The following is a 20,598-nucleotide window of genomic DNA, read 5'->3' as shown; positions in this document are numbered from 1 at the left end:
AACATTGTTCTTAAGATGGTTAGCCCAAATGAAAATAAATAATCTATAAAAAAGACCAAATATAAAACTAGGATCTTAATTATGATAATATTACTAAAGAATTTAAATCTATGAAAAATAAAGGTGATTGAATATATGGATATTGAAGAGTTTGCTAATTTTCTAAAAAATGAAAATAAAAGTACTAATACCATAAAAGGATATATAGCAGATATTAGAGATTATAATAAATGGTTTCATGAGACATTTTCAAAAGATTTTACTATCATAATAAGACAAGATATTTTAGAGTATAAAAGTTACCTTCAAAATATAAAACGAAACAACGCCAAGACCATAAACCATAAATTAAGCAGCCTTTTAAAGTATAACCATTATTTAGTTTATAAAAATATTCAGAAAGAAATTGCCATTGAAAATAATGATAAAATAAAAATTCAGTTACAATATGCATCACCTACGAAAGTTACAGAAACAGAAGTAAAACAGTTTTTACAATCAATCCTTGAGAGTAAAAACCTTCGTAATTACGCCTTGATGGTATTTCTTGCTTATACAGGTCTGCGAATATCAGAAGCATTAAATATAAAAATGGATGATTTCGATTTAGATGGTAAGGAATGCATTATCCGGACTGGAAAAGGAGACAAACAACGCTCAGTAATGCTCAATAGTAAAGTTATTACAGCGGTCAAAGAATATTTAAAAGTCAGAAGTAATATTTCTACGGCTAATGGTTCTAATTATTTATTTGTAAGTAGAAAAAACAAAAAGCTTGATAGAACTACCGTAAATAGAATCTTTAAAAAATATAGTAATAGTATTACACCTCACCAACTAAGACACTTTTTTTGTACTAATGCACTTGAAAAAGGTATGTTGGCTCATGAGGTTGCAAATCAGGCAGGACATTCAAATATTCATACCACTCTTCTATACACAAATCCAGATAAAAAGAAACTAATAGATAAAATGGAACGACTATGATTGTGAAATATTACCATTTACTTTGCCCCTGGTGACACGGATGCTCCCACTACCCCTATATCTGGTTCGTATCTTCCGGTTTCGTATCCTGCATATGTTGTTTGTGCAATTCCTAATATTTCGCTTAACTGCACTTGTGTTAAGCCTTTTTCTTTTCTGATTTTCTTAAGATTTTCATTAAGCATGTTAAACACCTCACTATAATTATATTTGAGTTTTATAGAATAATCTATTATTCCTCAGAAAAACGAAGAGTATTAACAATAATTTAACGGCATTACCGTTAATTATACTTTATTTTTAACGGCATTACAATTAAAATGAATTTAACGGCATAATCATTAAAAAATATGGAGGTCATTAACATGGATAATAACCAAAAAGCGTTGAGAATGGCACTCGTAGAAATGTTTGCAAGGGGTTATATAACAATTGGACGTGATGCAAAAGAAGTCGGCTTTGATGAAAAGCAGACTATACTTGAAATTGAAAAGGAATTCATTAAAAACAACTCTTTAGGTCAATTTCCGTTAGACTACTTCTATAAAACAACCAAAAAAGATATGAATAGGATTCCTGATCTTACGGAACAAAGAAGAAAACTTTTAGAGGATTTGGGATTACGGGAAAGGGAAGGGGCGGAAAATAGGCGAACAGGAAGCGAAGCGGTTCGCCTTTCCGCCCTTGCCGTTTAATACAAATTGTTTGGGGAGTTTTCTTGTAACACTCCCCATGGACGCGAAATTGTAAATAGCTCCAAACTTGCTTAAATACTATGTTATAACACAAAAAAGTCATTTCGCTTAAAGGCTATCTCGCGAAACGAAAAGGGGCAAAAATTAACATCGCGGGTATAAGGTACTAGCCTTTGTTAATTGGTGACAACGCGTTCGTACTTTGATAGACGTCAATGGAGCGTAGCGTAATAGTCGAGTGAATAAAGGTTCTATTTTAGCACAATGACAGCAACATCCCTTTATTCCTTTAGAAGATGACGGATGCGTGCAGTAAATTGCGCTTCGTAATAACAAGGATGCGGGGGGCACGAACTTTGAATAGTATATAAATTATTAGTGCGGGGTAAAAGTACAGTTGGCATTAAACCAGAGCGCGGACGGTACCGCACAGCACGAACAATCATTGTACTTACAAATGCTTTTAATTCTTTAGAAATTTATGGCGGGTTCTAAGTAACACCCGCCGAAAGTTCGCGTAGACGGAAAAGTTTATTTTAACCCCCGGTATGTAATACGGGGGTACACAACTACAGTCACCCTTGTGCGGAGCAGAACTGAAAGTCATTGGTAAAAAGCTTGTACGCACAGAAGTGGAATTTATTCCGTCAAAACTGAAAGTAGTACAGGTTCTCCAGGAAGTTGCTAAGTGTACCAACTGTGGAAATGAAGGTAGCGAAAATCCCAAAGACCATTTCCAGAAAGCTGCGGTTCCAACTTCAGTTCTGCCACACTCCATAGCAACTGCATCCCTTGTGGCACAAGTCATGTATCAGAAGTTTGCAATGGGGATTCCTTTCAACCGTCAAGAGAACGATTGGTACCGTATAGGTATGGTGCTACCAAGATCTAATATGGCAAACTGGACGATTCGGTGTAGTGAAGAATGGCTGGCTCCGATTTACAACCGGATTCATGAGGAGCTTTTAAAATGCGAAGTCCTTCACATGGATGAAACAAGAATCCAGTGTAATAAGGAAGAAGGCAAACAAGCTAGCAGTGATTCTTTCATGTGGGTCATGCGAAGTGCAGCTTGTGAAGAGATCAAGGCAGCTTTCTTCCACTATTCCAGAAGCCGAAGCGGTGATGTTGCAAAGCAACTATTACAAGGGTTTCATGGATATCTAACCACGGATGCGTATAGTGCTTATGAGAAAGCGGAGAACATTAAAAGAAATCTTTGTTGGGCTCATTGTCGACGCTATTTCATAGAAAGTATTCCGCTGGACAATAAAGGAAAAGAGATCTCGGGTTCCAAAGGAGCTGAAGGAAGGGAATTCATCAATCTTCTCTTCAAAGTGGAAGATGAGATAAAGGAACTGTCATATGACGAAAAGAAAGAGAAGCGTCAGGAGGCGTCACGCGCCATTCTTGATGCCTTTTGGTCATGGGTTGAAGAGACCTCTGCAATTTCTACTACAAATGAGAACCTGACAAAAGCTCTAAATTATGCTAAGAATCAGAAAAAGTATCTTGAAACATTTCTAGAAGACGGAAGACTTCCCATCTCAAACAATCTTTGTGAGGCAAATATCAAACCATATGCCGTGGCAAGAAGAGCCTGGCTTTTTGCTGACACTCCAAGGGGAGCAACTGCTAATGCGATCCTTTATACATTGGTGGAATCTGCCAAAGCAAATATTTTGGACGTGTATGAGTATCTAAAATATATCCTTGAAGCAATGCCTAATACAGATTTTAAAAACCACCCAGAACTTCTGGACAAGTACCTGCCTTGGTCAAAGGATTTACCGGAAGAATGCAGGCTGAATCATAAACATAAAAAGTGCTTCAAAAAATGACACCATTAGCTTATCGCAATGATCGTGATATAGCTAGACGTCATCTTTTGAAGCACTTACTGATATTAGGCTGATTAAACTTAGTTCAGGTATTGAAGCTGTTAATTTGGATACTGGTGAATTGGTTAGGTCGGATTACTTGAATATTGAATTTATTCAGGAATGCATTAAAGAGGTTTCGTAATGGGTTTTTGGAATGATATATGTTACTGGTGCAAATGTTGTTTTTGTACTCAAATAAAATGTGCTGAAAAGCATAGGTGTTTAAAATGCCAATACAGGCATTCTAAAATTGAATGTGAAAATTATACTGACTATATTAAACCAAAACCTATAAAGGTAAAAATCAACGCTAGGAGGGTGGAAAATTTAAAACAAGTAATTACACGAAATAAAAATTTCGTGTAATTGGAGGTAGGCAATACACTAAAATTATAGAGTGCGAACTAATTAACAATATAAGATTTAGGGGTATGGGCAGATTTTTGCAAAAATCGTACGCTAAGAACTCATACTTCTTAAAAACGCCCTGAATTTGTACGCTAAGGAGATATAGTGAATCTGCTCTATCTTCTTTTGTACTCCTTAATGTATCTATAGAGTGTTGCCCTGCTTACACCTATCAACTTTGCAAATTCTATTGCCGTAATCTCTTTGTCCTTCCACTTTTTATAATACTTTTCGAACTCTTTTGTTAAGGTTCTTTCAGGTCTGCCTATAGATAAGCCACTTTTAGTTCCAAACTTTTTTGCCTTTTCAATACCTTCTCTCACCCTTTCAACAATGATCTCTCTTTCCATTTCGGCAACTGCTCCAAGGATAGTAAGCAAAAACTTATACATATTCCCATTTGTATTGAAGCCTTCTTTTAAAAAATGAATAGTTACACCTTTTTCTTTAAAATACTCAGTAAGGTTACGAAGGTCATCAACATTTCTTCCAAGTCTGCTAATACTCTCAACATAGATATTGTCACCTTTTCTTACTTCAAGCATCAGTTTATTTAATTGTGGCCTATCGGTGTTTTTTCCGGTCGCCTTATCAATATACTTTTTATCTATCTTATAATTATCAAAGCTTAATTCTTGCCTTCTTTCATCTTGCTTAATTGTTGAGACTCTCTCGTAAGATATATTCATTTTAATTATCCTTTCTTTGACAAAAAAGATAACTGTATTATACAATGTCTCAAAAAAGTATCAAATCTTGTGAGACATATTTGCGACGAAACATTGCTATATTAGAGGTACTTTTCTCGTCCGCATTTACTGTATCATAAAACTATAGTTTTTTGATTAACGGAGGTTAATTTATGAGGTACTTGAAGAGTAGAGAGCTTTTAACAGAAGAACAACGGCAGGAGCTTAAACAGATTCCGTCTGATTTGAACGCCAGGGAGATGGCAGCATACTATTCATTTTCGCAGCATGATATAGAAATTATTAACCGCCACAGGAGAAGCCATAACAAGCTTGGATTTGCTGTTCAATTAAGTGTACTTCGCTATCCTGGATGGCCTTTGATTGAAATTGACAGTATTCCCTACACAGTACTTGAATATATCGCAAGACAGATTAATGTAAATCCCGATGATTTTTCATTATATCCCCAAAGAGAGCCTACAAAGCGTGAACACCTTGAAGAAATACGCCAGGAATACGGATATAAAAGCTTTTCGTCAAAAGAGTACCGAGAAATAGCACACAACCTTATTCCCTATTCCTTTGAGAACGGAAATTCCTTATATCTTATAAAAACCGCACTGGATGAATTGCGTAATAATAAGATTATCATACCTGCAATTACTACAGTAGAAAGAATTGTATGGGAGGTTCGTAACAAGGCTGAAACAAAAATATATAAGACCGTCAACGACTGTGTAAATGAAGAACAAAAAAGAAGGTTGGAAAGCCTTCTCAATGCGAAAATAGAAAAAGGGATAACCCGTTTGGCATGGCTGAAGGAAGTGCCGGGAAACCATTCTCCTGAAACATTCCTGCAGGTAATAGAAAGGATTGAATATGTCCGTAGCCTAAACCTCAGCATTCAGACATCAGGAATTCACCCAAATAGGCTAAGACAATTATCAAGGCTTGGGGCAAGGTATGAACCGTATGCATTCAAGAAATTTGAAGAATCCAAACGCTATGCCATACTTACTATCTACTTGATTGATTTGAGTCAGGACTTGGTTGATCAAGCTATAGAAATACATGAGAGGCAAATGAACAGTTTATTGTCTACTGGGAGAAAAGCACAGCAAGAAATGCAGATACAAAATGGAAAAGCTCTGAATGAAAAGGTAGTTTATTATGCCAGCCTGGTAAAAGCATTGGTTAAGGCAAGAAGTGAAGGACTAGACCCTTTCCAAACCATAGAAGCTTCAGTAATGTCCTGGGATAAGCTTGTTACTTCAGGGGAAGAAGCAGACAAGCTTGCACGGCCTGTAGACTATGACTACCTTGATTTACTTTCCAATAGGTTTAGTTACCTTCGAAAGTATACCCCAACACTATTGAAATGCTTAAAATTTAAATCCAATAAGTCAGCTACGCCTTTGGTAGATGCTTTGAATATAATCAATGAAATGAACGAAACTAAAAAAAGAATTGTTCCTCAGGATGCACCCATATCCTTTGTTCCCATGAGATGGATAAAACACGTGTTGCAATCGGATGGAACCATTAGCAGACAATACTATGAGCTTGCAGCTCTTACAGCATTAAAAAACTGTATTCGTTCAGGTGACGTATCTGTTGTTGGAAGTAGGCAATACAAAGACTTTGATGATTACTTATTTTCAAAAGATGAATGGGATGTAGCACGTAACACCGGAATAAGATTAGCTGTAAGTACTTCTTATGATACGTACATTCAGGAAAGAATACAATCGTTGAATGAAAGGCTGAAATATGTATCAAGAAGTGCTGACGGACTGGACGGAATTACTATAGAAAATGGTGAAATTCATGTGAGAAGGCTTGAAAAGGATACTCCTGAAGAAGCAAAAGCCTTTAGTCGTTTGCTTTACAGTATGCTGCCAAGAATCAAGCTTACTGACTTGTTACTTGAAGTATCAAACTGGACTAATTTTGATGAACAATTCATACATATTTCCACTGGAAAGAAGCCAAAGGAAGATGAAAAGCCTATTATAATGGCTGCACTTATGGCAATGGGAACGAATGTCGGTCTTGTAAAAATGGCAGAAGCCACACCCGGAATTACTTATTACAAAATGGCAAATACCGTTGAATGGCGTATGTATGATGATGCTTTTAATAAAGCTCAGGCAACTCTTGTCAACTTCCATCACTCGTTGATTTTACCTACCTATTGGGGGGAAGGTATAACATCATCAAGTGACGGTATGCGAGTTCTAATTGGAGTTAATGCCCTGAATTCAGTTCACAACCCTCATTACGGCTCAGGTAAAGGGGCAACTATTTACAGATGGGTAAGTGACCAGTTTTCTTCCTTCTATGTTCAGGTAGTAAACACAAATACAAGGGATGCGATTCATTTTGTAGATGGCTTGCTGCACCATGAAACAGATTTAGAAATACAGGAGCATTACACCGACACCGCAGGGTACAGTGACCAAGTATTCGGACTATGCCACCTTCTTGGGTTTAGATTTGCTCCAAGACTCAGGGATTTGGCAGACTTGGATTTATTCACTTTCAATAAGCCTTCTGATTTCCCTAAAATTGAAAAAATTTTAAAGGCAAAGATAAATACAAAGCTCATTCAGGAAAACTTTGATGATGTTCTGAGACTAGCCCACTCCATCAGAGAGGGTAAGGTATCTGGTTCTCTCATAATGAGTAAGATTGGTTCCTATTCGAGACAGAATAAACTTGCAGCAGCCCTTAAAGAAATGGGTAAAATAGAAAAGACAATTTTCATTCTTGATTATATTTCCAATGAAGCTCTACGCCGTAGGATTCAGAAAGGACTGAATAAGGGTGAAGCCACAAATGCATTAGCCAGAGCGATATTCTTCGGCAAGCGCGGAGAACTTCAAGAAAAAGCTATCAAAGACCAACTGCAAAGAGCCAGTGCCTTGAATATAATCATCAATGCTATAAGCGTTTGGAATACAGTCTATCTTGAAAAAGCAATTGAGTATTTAAAGGAAAAGAACGCCTTGAATGAGGAACTATTGAACTATATGTCACCTTTGGATTGGGAACATATAAACTTCCTGGGGGAATACACCTTCAACATGAAAAATATTGCATCATTGGGTAATCTAAGACCATTAAATGAACCAAATAATCTTAATATTCCTTAGCGTACGATTATTCAATGACAACTGCTGTTCTACGGTCTACTACAATAGCATCGTTACACAGTAAGCCTGTATTTAAGATCTCATCTACAAAACCTCCAAAACGCTCCCAGGCACTATGAAAAACTATTTTAAAGGATGAAAAATCATTCAACGTATGTACATAGCTATTGCTTGCATGAAAATAGAAAATGAATGTAAATTCCCTTTGACGAATGCTAAAACTTTATTCGATTCATGAACCAATAAAAGTCGGGAAGGTTCTTTATACAAGGAATCCTTTGCTAAAAAACTAAGCATAGCTGAATCAAAATTATTAAGATACTCATATTTTTGGTTAGGATTATCAACTAAACTCCATTGCCTCTTTGCATATTTATAACACCAACCGTTACCCTCACATGGAAAGTCTATCCACTCAGGATGACCAAATTCGTTACCCATAAAATTTAAGTATCCTTCACCGCCTGCAGCATAGGTAATAAAACGTAGCATTTTGTGAAGAGCCATAGCTCTATCAATTCTTTCGTTTTTGTCGTTTTTACTCATATGCCAATACATTTCTTTGTCTGCGAGCCAGAACATAAGGGTTTTATCGCCAACAAGTGCTTGGTCATGCGACTCGGTATACCCAATTACTTTTTCCTGTGGTCGGCGGTTGGTTAACTCGTGCCAGAGTTCTCCCATATTCCAATGTTCGTCTTGGGTTTTCATTAACTTGATGAATAAATCAGGCTAACCCATGCCAAGTCGGTAATCAAATCAGAACCGACTATTTCACCCTCTGTATTCTTACTACCGTCTCCACATGCCTTGAGGATACAAAAAAGATGCCATATGACGCTGGTGGGGCCTTGGCGGAAGGTCATATCAAGTAACTTTATGTATATTTCCGCCATAATGTTCTCTACTCCTCTTTGAACAATAGATTCAAAGGACTGGTCTTTATTATTTTGTGCATAATATCCAATAATTTTTCGACAGTAATATGCTTATTACGCTGAAACCAGTAGATAATTATACCTAGCATAGCTGAAATGGTATATTCAAGTGCATACTCAGCCTCGATGGATTCGTCAAATAAATCATACCTTTTAAGATAATCTGTAAGCAGTTTTTTGCATTTTTGTTTCATTATGTTATGAAAATATGGGTCGCCGTTTTCGCTCAGAAGCACGTTATAATATTTCGCATTGTTATTGTACAATTCAAGTAGCTTTTCAAATGGATGGCTTGAGCCTTGTTTTATTAAGCTGATTTCAAGTTCCAACTCCTCATCAGTCGGTAAAATCGACAGCTCTAGCTGTTCGAGTAGGTCGTATACGTCCTTGAAGTGGATATAAAATGTGCCGCGATTGTAGCCTGCCCTATCCGTTATCTCTTTTATGGAGACTTTTTCAATACGCCTGAACTCGTACAGACTCCAAAATGCGTCTATTAGCTTTTGTCTTGTCACTGCTGTCACTTCCGGTTGTTTGTTCATTTTATCACCCAACACTTTCTTAAATATTGTCTACTGATAACTCCCAGCGTATATGTTAACATTATAGTACAACACGTTGTTGAATACAAGGAAAGGTTGTGTTAAAAATGAAGAAAATGAAAAAGTGGTTTATCCCGATCATAGCATCTGTTACGGCATTGTGTCTGGGGATGCTACTCGTGTATCCAATGTTAAAAATGGCTCCGCATGATATACCTATCGCTGTCCTATCACTAGATGAGGGTGCCAATACCGCGGCAGGCTCCCTCAACGCGGGAAATATGGTCGTGGAGAAAATTATGGATGCGGGTTCGTCATCGGGCGAGGTTTCCAAAGTCGAATGGACGAGATTCACGAATGAGGCTGACCTTCAAAAGGCCCTAGACAACAATGATTTTTACGTGGCGATTATTGTACCACGTGACTTTACTGCTTCGTTGGTTGCCGCAAAAACAGGTGGCTTACTCGATAAGGTAGGCGAACTAGTTGGTGGCATATCAAAACTTAACGAGGGTGCTACGGCACTGTCGGGTGGCCTTAGCTCAGTGAAAGCTGGTTCCGACAAAGTAAGCAGCTTTATAGATACAGCTGTTGCTGCACTGAAAAACGGCGATGTGAAAGCAGCCACACAAGCAATCGGTGCCGCTAAGGTCACGTCTAGCGCAACCAACGATGGGCTGTCTAAATTGGAAACTGCGTCTGGTACACTCGCAGGAGGTGTGTCGAAACTTGCAGAAGGTGCAAAATCTTTCTCAGACGGTGCGTCAAAAAGCAATACTAATCTCCTAACACTAAGCGCTGACACTAAGAGTGCGGTGAAGCTCATTATAAATCAAGGCAAAAATCCTACGGTAGCAAGCTCACTTGAAACCACGCTTATCAAGATGGTTGGATCATCAGGGTTAAGCTATGATATAGAATATCTAAACGCCATCCCATCAGATATGGGCACAGGAATGCTTCAAGTGATACTTATGATTTTGACATATATATCGGCCTACGCTACAGCGGCTGTCATCGCATCAAAACTTAAACCGGACTTTTCAATTCGCAAAGGACGTATAAAATCTATTAGCATTCAGCTTTTATACTCGGCGGGTTTGGCACTTGGAATAGGTTTTAGTGTAGCGTTCATAGTGCACACAGTTGTGGGTATAGGTATTCCGTTTATCGACATTGCATTATTTGTCGCAATTGCGTCGTTTGCATTCCAATTATTGGTAATAAGCGCGATTGACTGGCTTGGGATAGCTGGAATGATAGTACCTGTTGGACTATTGGTGTTTGGCATGGGTGTTGCTGATTTGCCGTATGAGTTTTTGCCAAACGCTTGGCAAAATTTACTCTATCCTTGGACACCGCTGCGCTTCATCACTGAAGGTCTGCGAGGTATCCTCTATCTTGGCGAAGGATTCTGGAACAGTTCGAGTCAGGCACTTGCGATTGTTGTATTGATTGGTTTAGTGGGCTTGTGTACGACTATTGTTAAGCCTATAAGAAAATCGGAATAGGTTTCATTGTGCACCTTATATTGTCGACTTTTTATTATACATTGATTTTGACGATATAGTGGGTAGGACACAAGGTGACGGTTCGAAACCACTGAAAAAGCACTCTTTTTCGATTACAACGATTAAAAATTCGTGATGAGTGAACGTTTGCGCCCAAGATAACAAATAGCGGTGATAATTGACTCGGGATTACGTGTTTTCCCCTCGATTATTACCGCTATTCTTTTAAGGTTTACCGTTATCACCGTGAGCTTTGCATGTATCGACACGGTGTTCTGAGACTAGCCCACTCCATCAGAGAGGGTAAGGTATCTGGTTCTCTCATAATGAGTAAGATTGGTTCCTATTCAAGTCAGAATAAACTTGCAGCAGCCCTTAAAGAAATGGGTAAAATAGAAAAGACAATTTTCATTCTTGATTATATTTCCAATGAAGCTCTACGCCGTAGGATTCAGAAAGGACTGAATAAGGGTGAAGCCACAAATGCATTAGCCAGAGCGATATTCTTTGGCAAGCGCGGAGAACTTCAAGAAAAAGCTATCAAAGACCAACTGCAAAGAGCCAGTGCCTTGAATATAATCATCAATGCTATAAGCGTTTGGAATACAGTCTATCTTGAAAAAGCAATTGAGTATTTGAAGGAAAAGAACGCCTTGAATGAGGAACTATTGAACTATATGTCACCTTTGGATTGGGAACATATAAACTTCTTGGGGGAATACACCTTCAACATGAAAAATATTGCATCATTGGGTAATCTAAGACCATTAAATGAGCCAAATAATCTTAATATTCCTTAGCGTACGATTCTTGCAAAAATCTGCCCATACCCCATTTACTTTGCTTTAAAAAGTGCTTTTTATTTTTGCTATGCATTTTTATCTTCTGAAATTTATTTTTCATAATACTTAACTTGACAACGCTTAGCTGGTTTAGTCGAAGTGCATCGGCCCAAAATTCAGGAGCTACCACGAAATGGTAGTTTCTTATATTGTATCAAAATACAATCCATATTTCACTCAAAATATAACTCTGAACATCTATTTTTAAGATACTCTACCGCCTTTAATAACTTTAATTTCAACTTCCTGCTCTTAAATATTTGCTTTAACTTCCATTAAATTTGCTTCTACATTTGTTATTGAATCAATTTTATTATCCATTTGCTTTGACGTATAATTTATAGCAGATATATCCGATTCGATTCTATCTATTTTATTTTCAATACTCTCTAGTTTTTCTAATTTATTTAATATCTGTTTTAATATTTCTTCCATATTTGCACATCCTTTCATATATATTTACAAAACATCAGATAAGTTTACTACATTTTAATTTCTAATTTATTATAACTTCATTAAAATTCACTTCAAAGCCCAACAAAAGAGTGATGCCTATAAATATTAACTTTATAATGTTGCTCCTGTGTTGGAAACGTTTCTAGCTAAGCATTTACAAACTACAGAGAGTCTAAAAGTATTAAGTTTGTACAAAACCTTGGTAACTAAATATGATTGTACATAAAGAACAACTCATGCCTTATATTACCTTCTTCATCTTTAGTCATATCACAGCTAAGATATAGGCAACTAATAATATTATATTTTTTACACCCATCTACAAATTCTTTTTTGATATCATCAGGTAAGTACTTATCATTTGTATAATTGTATCCAAAATTTAGCTTATCTGTTGCATATCTTGCTTTATTTATGGATAATGCATCTTTTAATTGAATAAATTTTATACTTCCGACATCCTCACCTTCAATTCCTGTATATTCATTCCAATATTTTTCCAAGCCAGAGAAGTCTTTGGGGGATATTTTACCGAGGTCACCTGTTACATAAAAAGTTATTAGCAAGAAACGCTTATCCTTTAACATATCTTCATAAGAAACGATGTTATCTGGTAAATAATCATCCACATAAGCACTGTTTGTTACTGAAAAATCAACTATATTCAGATTCAAATAGCTAAAATAGTCTTTTAAAGAATCTTTTATTTTCCTAATATTTCTTTGTGTATAAATTTCATTTAAATCAGGAAAGTACTTGCCATGAAACGATTCTTTGCCTATTCTAATCGTACCCTCTAAATTACCTGTAGTTCTTGTTTCGCTATCAGCCAGTGCACCAAATAATGGGTCGGACACAGCTTCGGTTTCAGCAGAAATATGGTAAACGTTTGCATCTTTACCATATTGAATTTTCGCTTGTTCTATAAAAGCTTCGGAATAACTTTGCTCTAGTTTTTTTAACTTCTCTTCTTCTTCATTACTCATTTCATAACAACCAGTCAGTCCTAATATTACAATAATCGCTCCAAAGACAGCCAGTATCCTTAATTTTTTATTCACTCAGCGACCTCCTAAAAACTAATTTATACTTTTTAACATTAAATTTAGCATATCATAAAAAAACACTAAATAAAACATGCTTGTGATACAAAAAATAATGTGCAATTTTGCTAATGGCATAGGTACAGAAGAATTGGTAATCAAAATTATGTTTGAATGACATCGACGATAGAGCTCCCATGCTGGGCCCACAAGAAAGAGGAGTATCAACAACTTCAAAGTTGTTAATACTCCTCTTTTCTATCAACCTTTCACTATTTGTAAAATTGTATTTTTGAAAAATTCCTCTGCATTCTCAGGCAAAATACCATAAACTTTATTACAAACTTCTACAGCTACACCTTTGTTTTGACACTGTTTCATGCAAAATTTAGCTTTTATATCGATTTTATCATGCAAAGAGTTTTCTTCAACAAGATGTTGAAATTCATGAATAACATTATAAGAACCTTTCAAATGGCAAGAACTACCTATACAAATTTTAACCTCCAACACATTAATCGGCCTCCTTATTTGCTGCATAATTAACATGAAGCAATTCATGAACCCTGCCTTTCAAAACTCCGTTATAGAGTGACATCATAAGAGGATTCTCCTCCGATGACTTTATACTGCAAAGCTTATCTGCGCTGTAAAGACCTTTTCCTCTTCTTTCCCTTTCCTCGCTTGAGACAAAAGGCTGACCTCCGCCATTTATACAACCACCGGGGCATGCCATAACCTCAACCAAATCATAATGCTCGCCTGCTTTAATCTTTTCAATCAGTTTGCTGGCATTTTTAAGTCCGCTTACAACTGCAATTTTAAGCTTTCTGTCACCATACATCAAGGAAGCTTCTTTTACGCCTTCCAGACCTCGAATTCCGGCATAGGATAACGTCATAAAGGATGTGGCTGACTTGTCCGAAACTACTCTTCTTAGTACTCCCTCTGTGACACCACCGGTAACACCAAATATGACACCTGCACCTGTATGGGTACCAAAGGGCATGTCAATTGCTTCAGGTTCTAGGTCTGTGAATATAATACCCGATTCCTTTATCATCTGTATAAGCTCCTGAGTAGAAATAACATAATCTACATTTGGAACACCATTGACTTTAAATTCTTCGCGTGCGGCTTCAAATTTCTTTGCCGTGCATGGCATTACCGCAACATGAACTACTCGCCTGCTTGAATTAGAATTTTGTTCCTTTATAACAGATGCAAACATCTGCATAGGTGACCGACATGTTGAAACATTCGGCAAAAGCTCCGGATAATGCTTCTCACAGAAATTTACCCATGCTGGGCAGCATGATGTAAAGAGCGGCATATCATTGTTACCGTCTTTAATGCGTTTTAAAAGCTCCGCAGATTCCTCCAGCACTGTCAAATCTGCGCCTGTTGATGTGTCATATATTTCATCAAACCCCATTCTTCTAAGTGCTGCGACAATCCTTCCAATGGCATTTTCGCCGTCATTGAGGCCAAGCTCCTTGCCAAGAGCAACACGGACAGCAGGAGCTATCTGAACTGTTACCTTTGTATTATTATCATAAATTTCTTTCCAGACCTTATCGGTATTATTTTTTATAACAATTGCACCTGTCGGGCATGCAAGGGCACACTGCCCACAACCAACGCAGTTTGACTGAGCAATTGGCTTGTCAAACGCTGTACATATCTTCATTTTCGAGCCTCTATATCCAAAATCAATAGCACCGACATTTTGTACCTCATTACATACACGAACACAGTCACCACATAATATACACTTATTCTGGTCCCTTGTAATACAAAGTGAAGAATCGTCAACCATTGGCTCTGATGCTGTATTGGGAAATCTTACAGAATTAATGTTATAACGCATTGCAAGATCCTGCAATTTACATTTTCCATTGTTGCTGCAGGTTGTACAATCACGGCAATGATTTGCAAGCAGAAGCTCTAAGATCATTTTACGGTATTTCTGAAGTCTTGCTGTGTTTGTTTTTATATTCATTCCTGCCTTAGGAGGAGTTGAACATGCAGCATCCAAGCCACCCCATTCATTTTCAATCATGCACATACGGCATGCACCGTAAATTGATAATTCTGAATGGTAGCAGAACGTAGGAAGTTTAATACCAACTTTACGAATAAGCTCAAGAAGATTTTTTTCTCCGTTTATTTCAACAGGAATTCCATCAATTGTCATATATTGTTTACTATTCATGATCAACCCTCCACTATTGCGTGGAATGCACAGCTTCCGACACAAGCTCCACACTTTATACATTTACTCTGATCTATTACATAAGGTTCTTTCACTTTGCCGCTTATAGCATTTACAGGACAAATTCTTGAACACTTTGAGCACCCTTTGCATAAAGCTGCTTCAATTGTTATTCTTTTTAGTTTCTGACAGTTGCCTGTAGGACATCTCTTTTCTCTGATATGTGCTTCATATTCCTCACGGAAGTTTTTAATTGTGCTTACAACCGGGAAAGCTGCCGCCTTGCCCAGTCCACAAAGGGCAGTTGCTGAAATGGTATCTGCAAGTTCCAAAAGCAACTCTATGTCTCCATCTTTACCTTTGCCTTCAACAATTCTTTCTAAAATTTCAAGCATTCTCTTTGTACCTTCACGGCATGGTACACATTTACCACAGGATTCGTTCTGGGTAAAATTCATAAAGAAGCGTGCAACTTCAACCATACAGGTATTGCTGTCCATTACAACCATACCACCTGATCCAATCATTGCTCCTGCTTCTTGGAGTGAGTCAAAATCGAGCGGGAGATCCAGATCGTCTGTTGATAAACACCCACCTGATGGGCCTCCAATCTGAACGGCTTTAAAATCAGCGTTGCCTCTCATGCCACCACCAATGTCAAAGATTACCTCTCTCAAGGTTGTTCCCATAGGAACTTCAATAAGTCCTGTATTTTCAATATTTCCTGTCAGTGCAAAGGCTTTTGTTCCTGGGCTGTTTTCAGGCCCTATTGCTTTATACCAGGCTGCACCGTTATTTATAATAAGAGGGACATTGGCGTAGGTTTCAACATTGTTCAGAACGGTAGGTTTATCAAACAAACCATGTTCCACCGTTCTTGGAGGTTTTACCCTTGGCATACCTCTCTTTCCTTCAATAGAAGCAGTAAGAGCACTACCTTCACCGCAAACAAAGGCACCCGCACCGCGGTTAATATGCAAATTGAAGTTAAAGCCGCGTCCTAAAATATTCTCACCTAACAAACCACATTCAGAAGCCTGTTTTATAGCAGTTTTAAGTCTTGAAACAGCCATTGGATATTCGGCACGAACATAAATATAGCCTTCAGAAGCACCACAGGCAAGACCTGCAATCATCATGCCCTCTAGCATCCTGTGAGGATCGCCCTCCATAATACTTCTATCCATAAATGCGCCGGGGTCACCTTCATCTCCGTTACAAACCACATACTTTTGCTCTACGTTCTGTCTTTTCACCTGTGACCATTTACGACCTGCCGGAAAACCTCCGCCCCCACGTCCGCGAAGATTGGATTCTGAAATTTCAGTTATGATTTCATCCTGGGTCATGTCAAACAGCGCCTTTTCAAACGCGCTGTAGCCTCCAATTGCGAGATACTCGTTGATGGATGTGGAATCAATGTGCCCGCAGTGATCTAATACAAGGCGGGTTTGCTTTTTATAAAAAGGAATTTCGTCCTGTTTTTTATAAACAACACCATCCTTCTTATATGCAAGTCTTTCAATATGTTCTCCGCTAACAATTGTCCTATCAACAATTTCTTCGCAGTCCTGTAATTTTACCTTTGTATATAGATAACCTTCAGGCTCAATTCTTATAAGCGGTCCCATCTCACAAAAACCGTGACAGCCGCTTTTTTTCATACCTATTGATTTATCATGAGGCTCTTTTTCAAGTTCAACCTGGCAGTCCAGTCCATTTTGTGAAATAAGCTCTGCCAGACGGTCAAAAATCTCAAGAGCACCGCTTGATACACACCCTGTACCTGCACAGACAAGTATTTTTTTCTTTTGTGCCTGAAGATACTTTGCATAAATTTCTCGGATTTTTTGTAATTCTTCTCTATTCTTAATCATCTGCATTTCCCTCCCTCAATTCTTTTAAAAGTTCAGATGCCTTATCGGGGGTCATTGCAGGATGCACCTTGTCATTAACTGTTATTACAGGAGCGAGACCACATGCGCCAAGACACGATACGGTTTCGACTGTAAACATCAAATCATCGGTTGTTATCTTTTTATCTGAAAGCTTAAGCTCTTTTCTAAGACGTTCTAAAATCGGAATTGATTTTCTAACGTGACAGGCTGTCCCATCACAAATTTTTATAACATATTTACCTTTGGGTTCAAGTGAAAAGTTTTCATAAAATGTCGCCACACTGAATATTCTTGCTTCGCTTACATTAAGCTTTTTTGAAAGGTATGGGAATACCTCTTTGGGAATATAACGATATTTCTCCTGAATACTTTGAAGTATTGCAATGATATAAGTTTCACTTAATCCATGTTTTGACAGGATATCATCAATCATTTTAAAATTAAATGTTTCATTCATAATTTTTCACCTCTAAAAATAACTTACATTTATTGTTTTCCCCATTAGCTTCAACGTTTTTGAAAGTTCTTCAACCAGCTGCATTTTTATGTTAAATCCTATTGGAAGATTTGGATTCTGATGTGCAGGATTGATAGCTCTTCCAACATAGAAATTGATGTCTGTTGCTTCTTCAAAAAGCAATTTTGCTATTTCTGAAGCTCCATCCTTTTTGAAACTCCACTCATTGTAAAGAGTATTTTTGTCTACATAATCTTTTGCATACTCAAGAACCTGGTTTATTGTCAGCACACCTTCTGTTACAAGATCAACTCCCTCTATTTTGGCAGCAGGCGGAATTTTTGGGTCGATATAATTAATTGAAGTTTCCAGTTTCTTATCTAAAAACGCTGCTGCAAGTGTTGAAGTTGTCCCACCTGATACTATATGTCTTCCCTGCTTTGCAAAAAACAAGGACATCATTTTGTTAACATCCTCAGGCTTTTGTGGTGGTCCGAACATGAGATTGACTACTTTCCTTTTTCTGATCTTGATAGCTGCAATAGTGGTATCGTCACCCGGCATTTTTGCATAAAGGTTATTGCAGGCATCAAGCACAAGAGATGCAATGGCTTTGGCAGAAAATCTATAATCATAGTGAAATTCAATATATTCAACGATATTCTCTCTCTGCCAGCCATAATTCAACGTCTGTCCAACGCCTGCGTAAACTGCACCGTCACTCATCACAACAAATACATCATCACATTTAAGGTTTATTTTTGACTCAATTATCTTTTTACCTGAAATAATTTTTGTTTCTGTAGGATACTCATAATTTTGGCCGTCACGGATAAGTATTACAGTAGGGTTGTCATACTGAATAATCTCTGCATAGTCGTTATTGGTTATTTTAATTATTGTAAATGTGGAATATGCAATGCCCCTTACCTTACAAACCGGCAAAGTCGCCATAATTGTATTAACGCAGTCTTCTATGCTCATGTGTTCTGCAATCATGGTTGAAATAATTTTTGATGTGAGCGTCGATAAGATATTTGCTTTTACACCACTGCCAAGACCATCTGCAAGAACTAAAATTGTAGTATCATCGTCTTTTACTACCTGTATCATGTCCCCACACAGCTGCTCACCAAATTTATTCAGGCTTCCATACCCTAAATCTACGCACAAATCATTCATCCTGCATAGTCTCCTTCAATTTAGTTAAAGCAATTTTAGTTTCTGCTGTTGTTTCACCAAGAAGCAGGGCAATTTCTTGTACTACTCGCATCTGCTTTTCGACAACTTTATCTGTTATTTCGATCGCAGCTTTGCTCTGATTAATTTTCGCATTTTTGATTTTTTCTTCTTCACTTACATCCTTCATGATTATGATAATGATGTGGTATTCTTTGTCGTAAATTATTGTTTCATCAACATACTTTTGATACTGGGCAAAATATTTTCTCCTGTCATAACACTTCTCATCATTACCAATTGCAAGGGCGTAATCAATAGGATCAAGTATTCTTACAACAGGGCTTCCAAAAAGATCTGTATAAACAGGCAGGTTCAATATTTTTTTTGCCGCCATATTAATCTGCTGAATCTCAAGGTCTTCATTTAACACTATAATGCCGTTTGGAGTATTATTGATAATAGTATCCGAAAAGCTTTCCGCTTTCTCCTTTAAGTAAGGAAGACACATTGTCAGGTCGGCCTTTCCCGTCAATACAGCCATTGCTTTGTCACGGCAGGTATCATAACCGCAGCTTCCACAGTTGAGTTCCTGTTCTTTGGAGGTTTTGCCCATTTTCTTTAAAATCTCTTCAATGGCACTACTTCCTGGCATTATTTTTTTTACGCCCTCAAGGCGTATTTCCTTTTTGAGGCTTTTTCTATCAGGCATTGCAATTGTATAATCATTTGCACCTGTATTTTCATTGACAGCTAGTATGGCTCCAATAATATTATGGTTCTTTCTTTTTAAGACAGGCCCGTTTATGCAGCTGCCTCTACAGGCTGACATCTCAATGAAACAATTATCCAGTTCACCCTTATCAATATTATCTAAAGCATTTATACAATTTTCCATACCATCAACAACCAAATAGTGATAGTTTTCATTTTTATCCATACTATCAATAATGCCTCCGGATCTTGGAAAACTTTTTGTCCTTCCTTTTTCAGACTCCGTACCAGTACTTTCAATTGCAATGTTTTCCATACCCAACCATTCCTCGAGTTCATCAAAGGTAAGAGTAACATCTACAAAACCCTCATATTTCTCGGCTTCTTCCTTTTTTGAAATACATGGTCCTATAAATGCCACCTTGCAGCCAGCATGCTCCTTTTTAATTAACTGAGCATGTGCGAGCATAGGTGATATAACATCAGCAAGATAAGGAATCGCATCGGTATAATGTCTTTGGATCAGGGTGTTTACTGAATGACAGCATGAAGATATTATTACTTTGCTGCGTTTTTCTTCTATCATTTTCTCATATTGTTTTTTAACAATAAACGCACCTTTTGCCGTTTCGTCAGCACCTTTAAAACCCAGCTTTTTTAACGCCTGTTCCATATCATATATGCTTTTATCATGAAACCATGCAACAAATGACGGAGCAAGACTTACATAAACATCATTCTCAGAAATAAGCTGTTTTGCTTTTTCAACATCCTGCCTGATTTGCTTTGCGTTTTGCGGGCAAACTACATAACATTCGCCGCACAAAACGCATTCATCTTTCACTATATGAGCCTGACCATCGGTAAACTTTAATGACTTGACAGGACAATGTCTAATACACTTATAGCAATTTTTGCAATTCGAATTTTTTGTCACAAGATATTCAGTCATCCAAATTTACACTCCTTAATTAGCATTTGCA

At 37.4% G+C, this 20,598-nt stretch carries 17 protein-coding genes and 1 pseudogene; 6 read left to right on the top strand and 12 right to left on the bottom strand.

Annotated elements, in window-relative coordinates:
* The first annotated feature begins 135 nt into the window (after positions 1 to 135).
* Positions 136 to 987: a tyrosine-type recombinase/integrase gene (locus tag ACECE_RS0219370; protein ID WP_010250242.1), complete on the top strand. Its 852-nt coding sequence runs from the start codon at positions 136 to 138 to the stop codon at positions 985 to 987.
* A 17-nt stretch (positions 988 to 1,004) separates the two neighbouring features.
* Here ACECE_RS0219370 and ACECE_RS30335 read toward each other — a convergent pair whose 3' ends face one another.
* The gene (locus ACECE_RS30335) at positions 1,005 to 1,172 is read right to left on the bottom strand and encodes a helix-turn-helix transcriptional regulator (RefSeq protein WP_010250240.1); all 168 of its coding nucleotides are present in this window, start codon (positions 1,170 to 1,172) and stop codon (positions 1,005 to 1,007) included.
* Positions 1,173 to 1,352: 180 nt separating this feature from the next.
* Here ACECE_RS30335 and ACECE_RS0219360 point away from each other — a divergent pair, with 180 nt between their 5' ends.
* Both ACECE_RS0219360 and tnpC read left to right on the top strand, forming a co-directional pair.
* Entirely contained in the window at positions 1,353 to 1,682 is a 330-nt protein-coding gene (locus ACECE_RS0219360; RefSeq protein ID WP_010250239.1) for a hypothetical protein, read from the top strand.
* 581 nt (positions 1,683 to 2,263) lie between these two features.
* On the top strand, positions 2,264 to 3,523 hold the full coding sequence (gene tnpC / locus ACECE_RS0219355) for an IS66 family transposase (protein WP_010250237.1): 1,260 nt from the start codon (positions 2,264 to 2,266) through the stop codon (positions 3,521 to 3,523).
* 566 nt (positions 3,524 to 4,089) lie between these two features.
* On the opposite strand, the gene ACECE_RS0219345 is transcribed toward tnpC, so the two are convergent.
* Positions 4,090 to 4,662, bottom strand: a complete 573-nt coding sequence (locus tag ACECE_RS0219345; protein ID WP_010250235.1) for a recombinase family protein — start codon at positions 4,660 to 4,662, stop codon at positions 4,090 to 4,092.
* 173 nt (positions 4,663 to 4,835) lie between these two features.
* On the opposite strand from ACECE_RS0219345, the gene ACECE_RS0219340 reads away from it, so the two are divergent.
* A complete protein-coding gene (locus tag ACECE_RS0219340; protein WP_010250233.1) occupies positions 4,836 to 7,820 on the top strand; it encodes a Tn3 family transposase in 2,985 nt (994 codons plus the stop codon).
* 147 nt (positions 7,821 to 7,967) lie between these two features.
* On the opposite strand, the gene ACECE_RS28205 is transcribed toward ACECE_RS0219340, so the two are convergent.
* Together ACECE_RS28205 and ACECE_RS31275 are read right to left on the bottom strand one after the other, a co-directional pair.
* Positions 7,968 to 8,531, bottom strand: coding sequence for a hypothetical protein (locus ACECE_RS28205; protein ID WP_026073921.1), 564 nt, complete (start codon positions 8,529 to 8,531; stop codon positions 7,968 to 7,970).
* 193 nt (positions 8,532 to 8,724) lie between these two features.
* A complete protein-coding gene (locus tag ACECE_RS31275; protein WP_010250227.1) occupies positions 8,725 to 9,300 on the bottom strand; it encodes a TetR/AcrR family transcriptional regulator in 576 nt (191 codons plus the stop codon).
* Positions 9,301 to 9,407: 107 nt separating this feature from the next.
* On the opposite strand from ACECE_RS31275, the gene ACECE_RS0219320 reads away from it, so the two are divergent.
* Together ACECE_RS0219320 and ACECE_RS0219315 are read left to right on the top strand one after the other, a co-directional pair.
* Positions 9,408 to 10,811, top strand: a complete 1,404-nt coding sequence (locus tag ACECE_RS0219320) for a YhgE/Pip domain-containing protein (RefSeq protein ID WP_010250224.1) — start codon at positions 9,408 to 9,410, stop codon at positions 10,809 to 10,811.
* Positions 10,812 to 11,083: 272 nt separating this feature from the next.
* Positions 11,084 to 11,611: pseudogene (locus ACECE_RS0219315) on the top strand (Tn3 family transposase); the annotation flags it as partial.
* Positions 11,612 to 11,905: 294 nt separating this feature from the next.
* Here ACECE_RS0219315 and ACECE_RS0219305 read toward each other — a convergent pair.
* The 8 genes from ACECE_RS0219305 to ACECE_RS0219270 all read right to left on the bottom strand — a co-directional run bounded on the left by ACECE_RS0219305 (position 11,906) and on the right by ACECE_RS0219270 (position 20,567).
* Positions 11,906 to 12,088, bottom strand: a complete 183-nt coding sequence (locus ACECE_RS0219305) for a hypothetical protein (RefSeq protein ID WP_010250217.1) — start codon at positions 12,086 to 12,088, stop codon at positions 11,906 to 11,908.
* A gap of 227 nt (positions 12,089 to 12,315) precedes the next feature.
* Positions 12,316 to 13,170, bottom strand: a complete 855-nt coding sequence (locus tag ACECE_RS0219300) for a hypothetical protein (protein WP_010250215.1) — start codon at positions 13,168 to 13,170, stop codon at positions 12,316 to 12,318.
* Between the two features lie 243 nt (positions 13,171 to 13,413).
* Positions 13,414 to 13,665 carry a (2Fe-2S) ferredoxin domain-containing protein gene (locus tag ACECE_RS0219295; RefSeq protein WP_010250213.1) on the bottom strand — a complete coding sequence of 84 codons (252 nt, stop codon included), beginning with the start codon at positions 13,663 to 13,665 and terminating at the stop codon, positions 13,414 to 13,416.
* Position 13,666: 1 nt separating this feature from the next.
* Positions 13,667 to 15,367, bottom strand: a complete 1,701-nt coding sequence (locus ACECE_RS0219290) for a [FeFe] hydrogenase, group A (RefSeq protein ID WP_010250212.1) — start codon at positions 15,365 to 15,367, stop codon at positions 13,667 to 13,669.
* Positions 15,368 to 15,369: 2 nt separating this feature from the next.
* Positions 15,370 to 17,244 (bottom strand): NADH-quinone oxidoreductase subunit NuoF, encoded by a 1,875-nt coding sequence (nuoF, locus tag ACECE_RS0219285; protein WP_010250211.1) that lies wholly within the window; start codon positions 17,242 to 17,244, stop codon positions 15,370 to 15,372.
* Positions 17,237 to 17,722, bottom strand: a complete 486-nt coding sequence (locus ACECE_RS0219280; protein ID WP_010250210.1) for an NADH-quinone oxidoreductase subunit NuoE family protein — start codon at positions 17,720 to 17,722, stop codon at positions 17,237 to 17,239. The genes nuoF and ACECE_RS0219280 overlap by 8 nt, the downstream gene beginning before the upstream one ends.
* Before the next feature lie 12 nt (positions 17,723 to 17,734).
* A complete protein-coding gene (locus ACECE_RS0219275) occupies positions 17,735 to 18,904 on the bottom strand; it encodes a SpoIIE family protein phosphatase (protein ID WP_010250209.1) in 1,170 nt (389 codons plus the stop codon).
* Complete coding sequence (locus ACECE_RS0219270; RefSeq protein WP_010250208.1) at positions 18,897 to 20,567, bottom strand: [Fe-Fe] hydrogenase large subunit C-terminal domain-containing protein; 1,671 nt, start codon at positions 20,565 to 20,567, stop codon at positions 18,897 to 18,899. The genes ACECE_RS0219275 and ACECE_RS0219270 overlap by 8 nt, the downstream gene beginning before the upstream one ends.
* Between the last annotated feature and the right edge of the window lie 31 nt (positions 20,568 to 20,598).

The organism is Acetivibrio cellulolyticus CD2 (assembly GCF_000179595.2).
Classification (GTDB): Bacteria; Bacillota; Clostridia; order Acetivibrionales; family Acetivibrionaceae; genus Acetivibrio; species Acetivibrio cellulolyticus.
The sequence above is the reverse complement of the archived record's forward strand: the minus strand, read 5'-3'. Positions and strand labels throughout refer to the sequence as shown.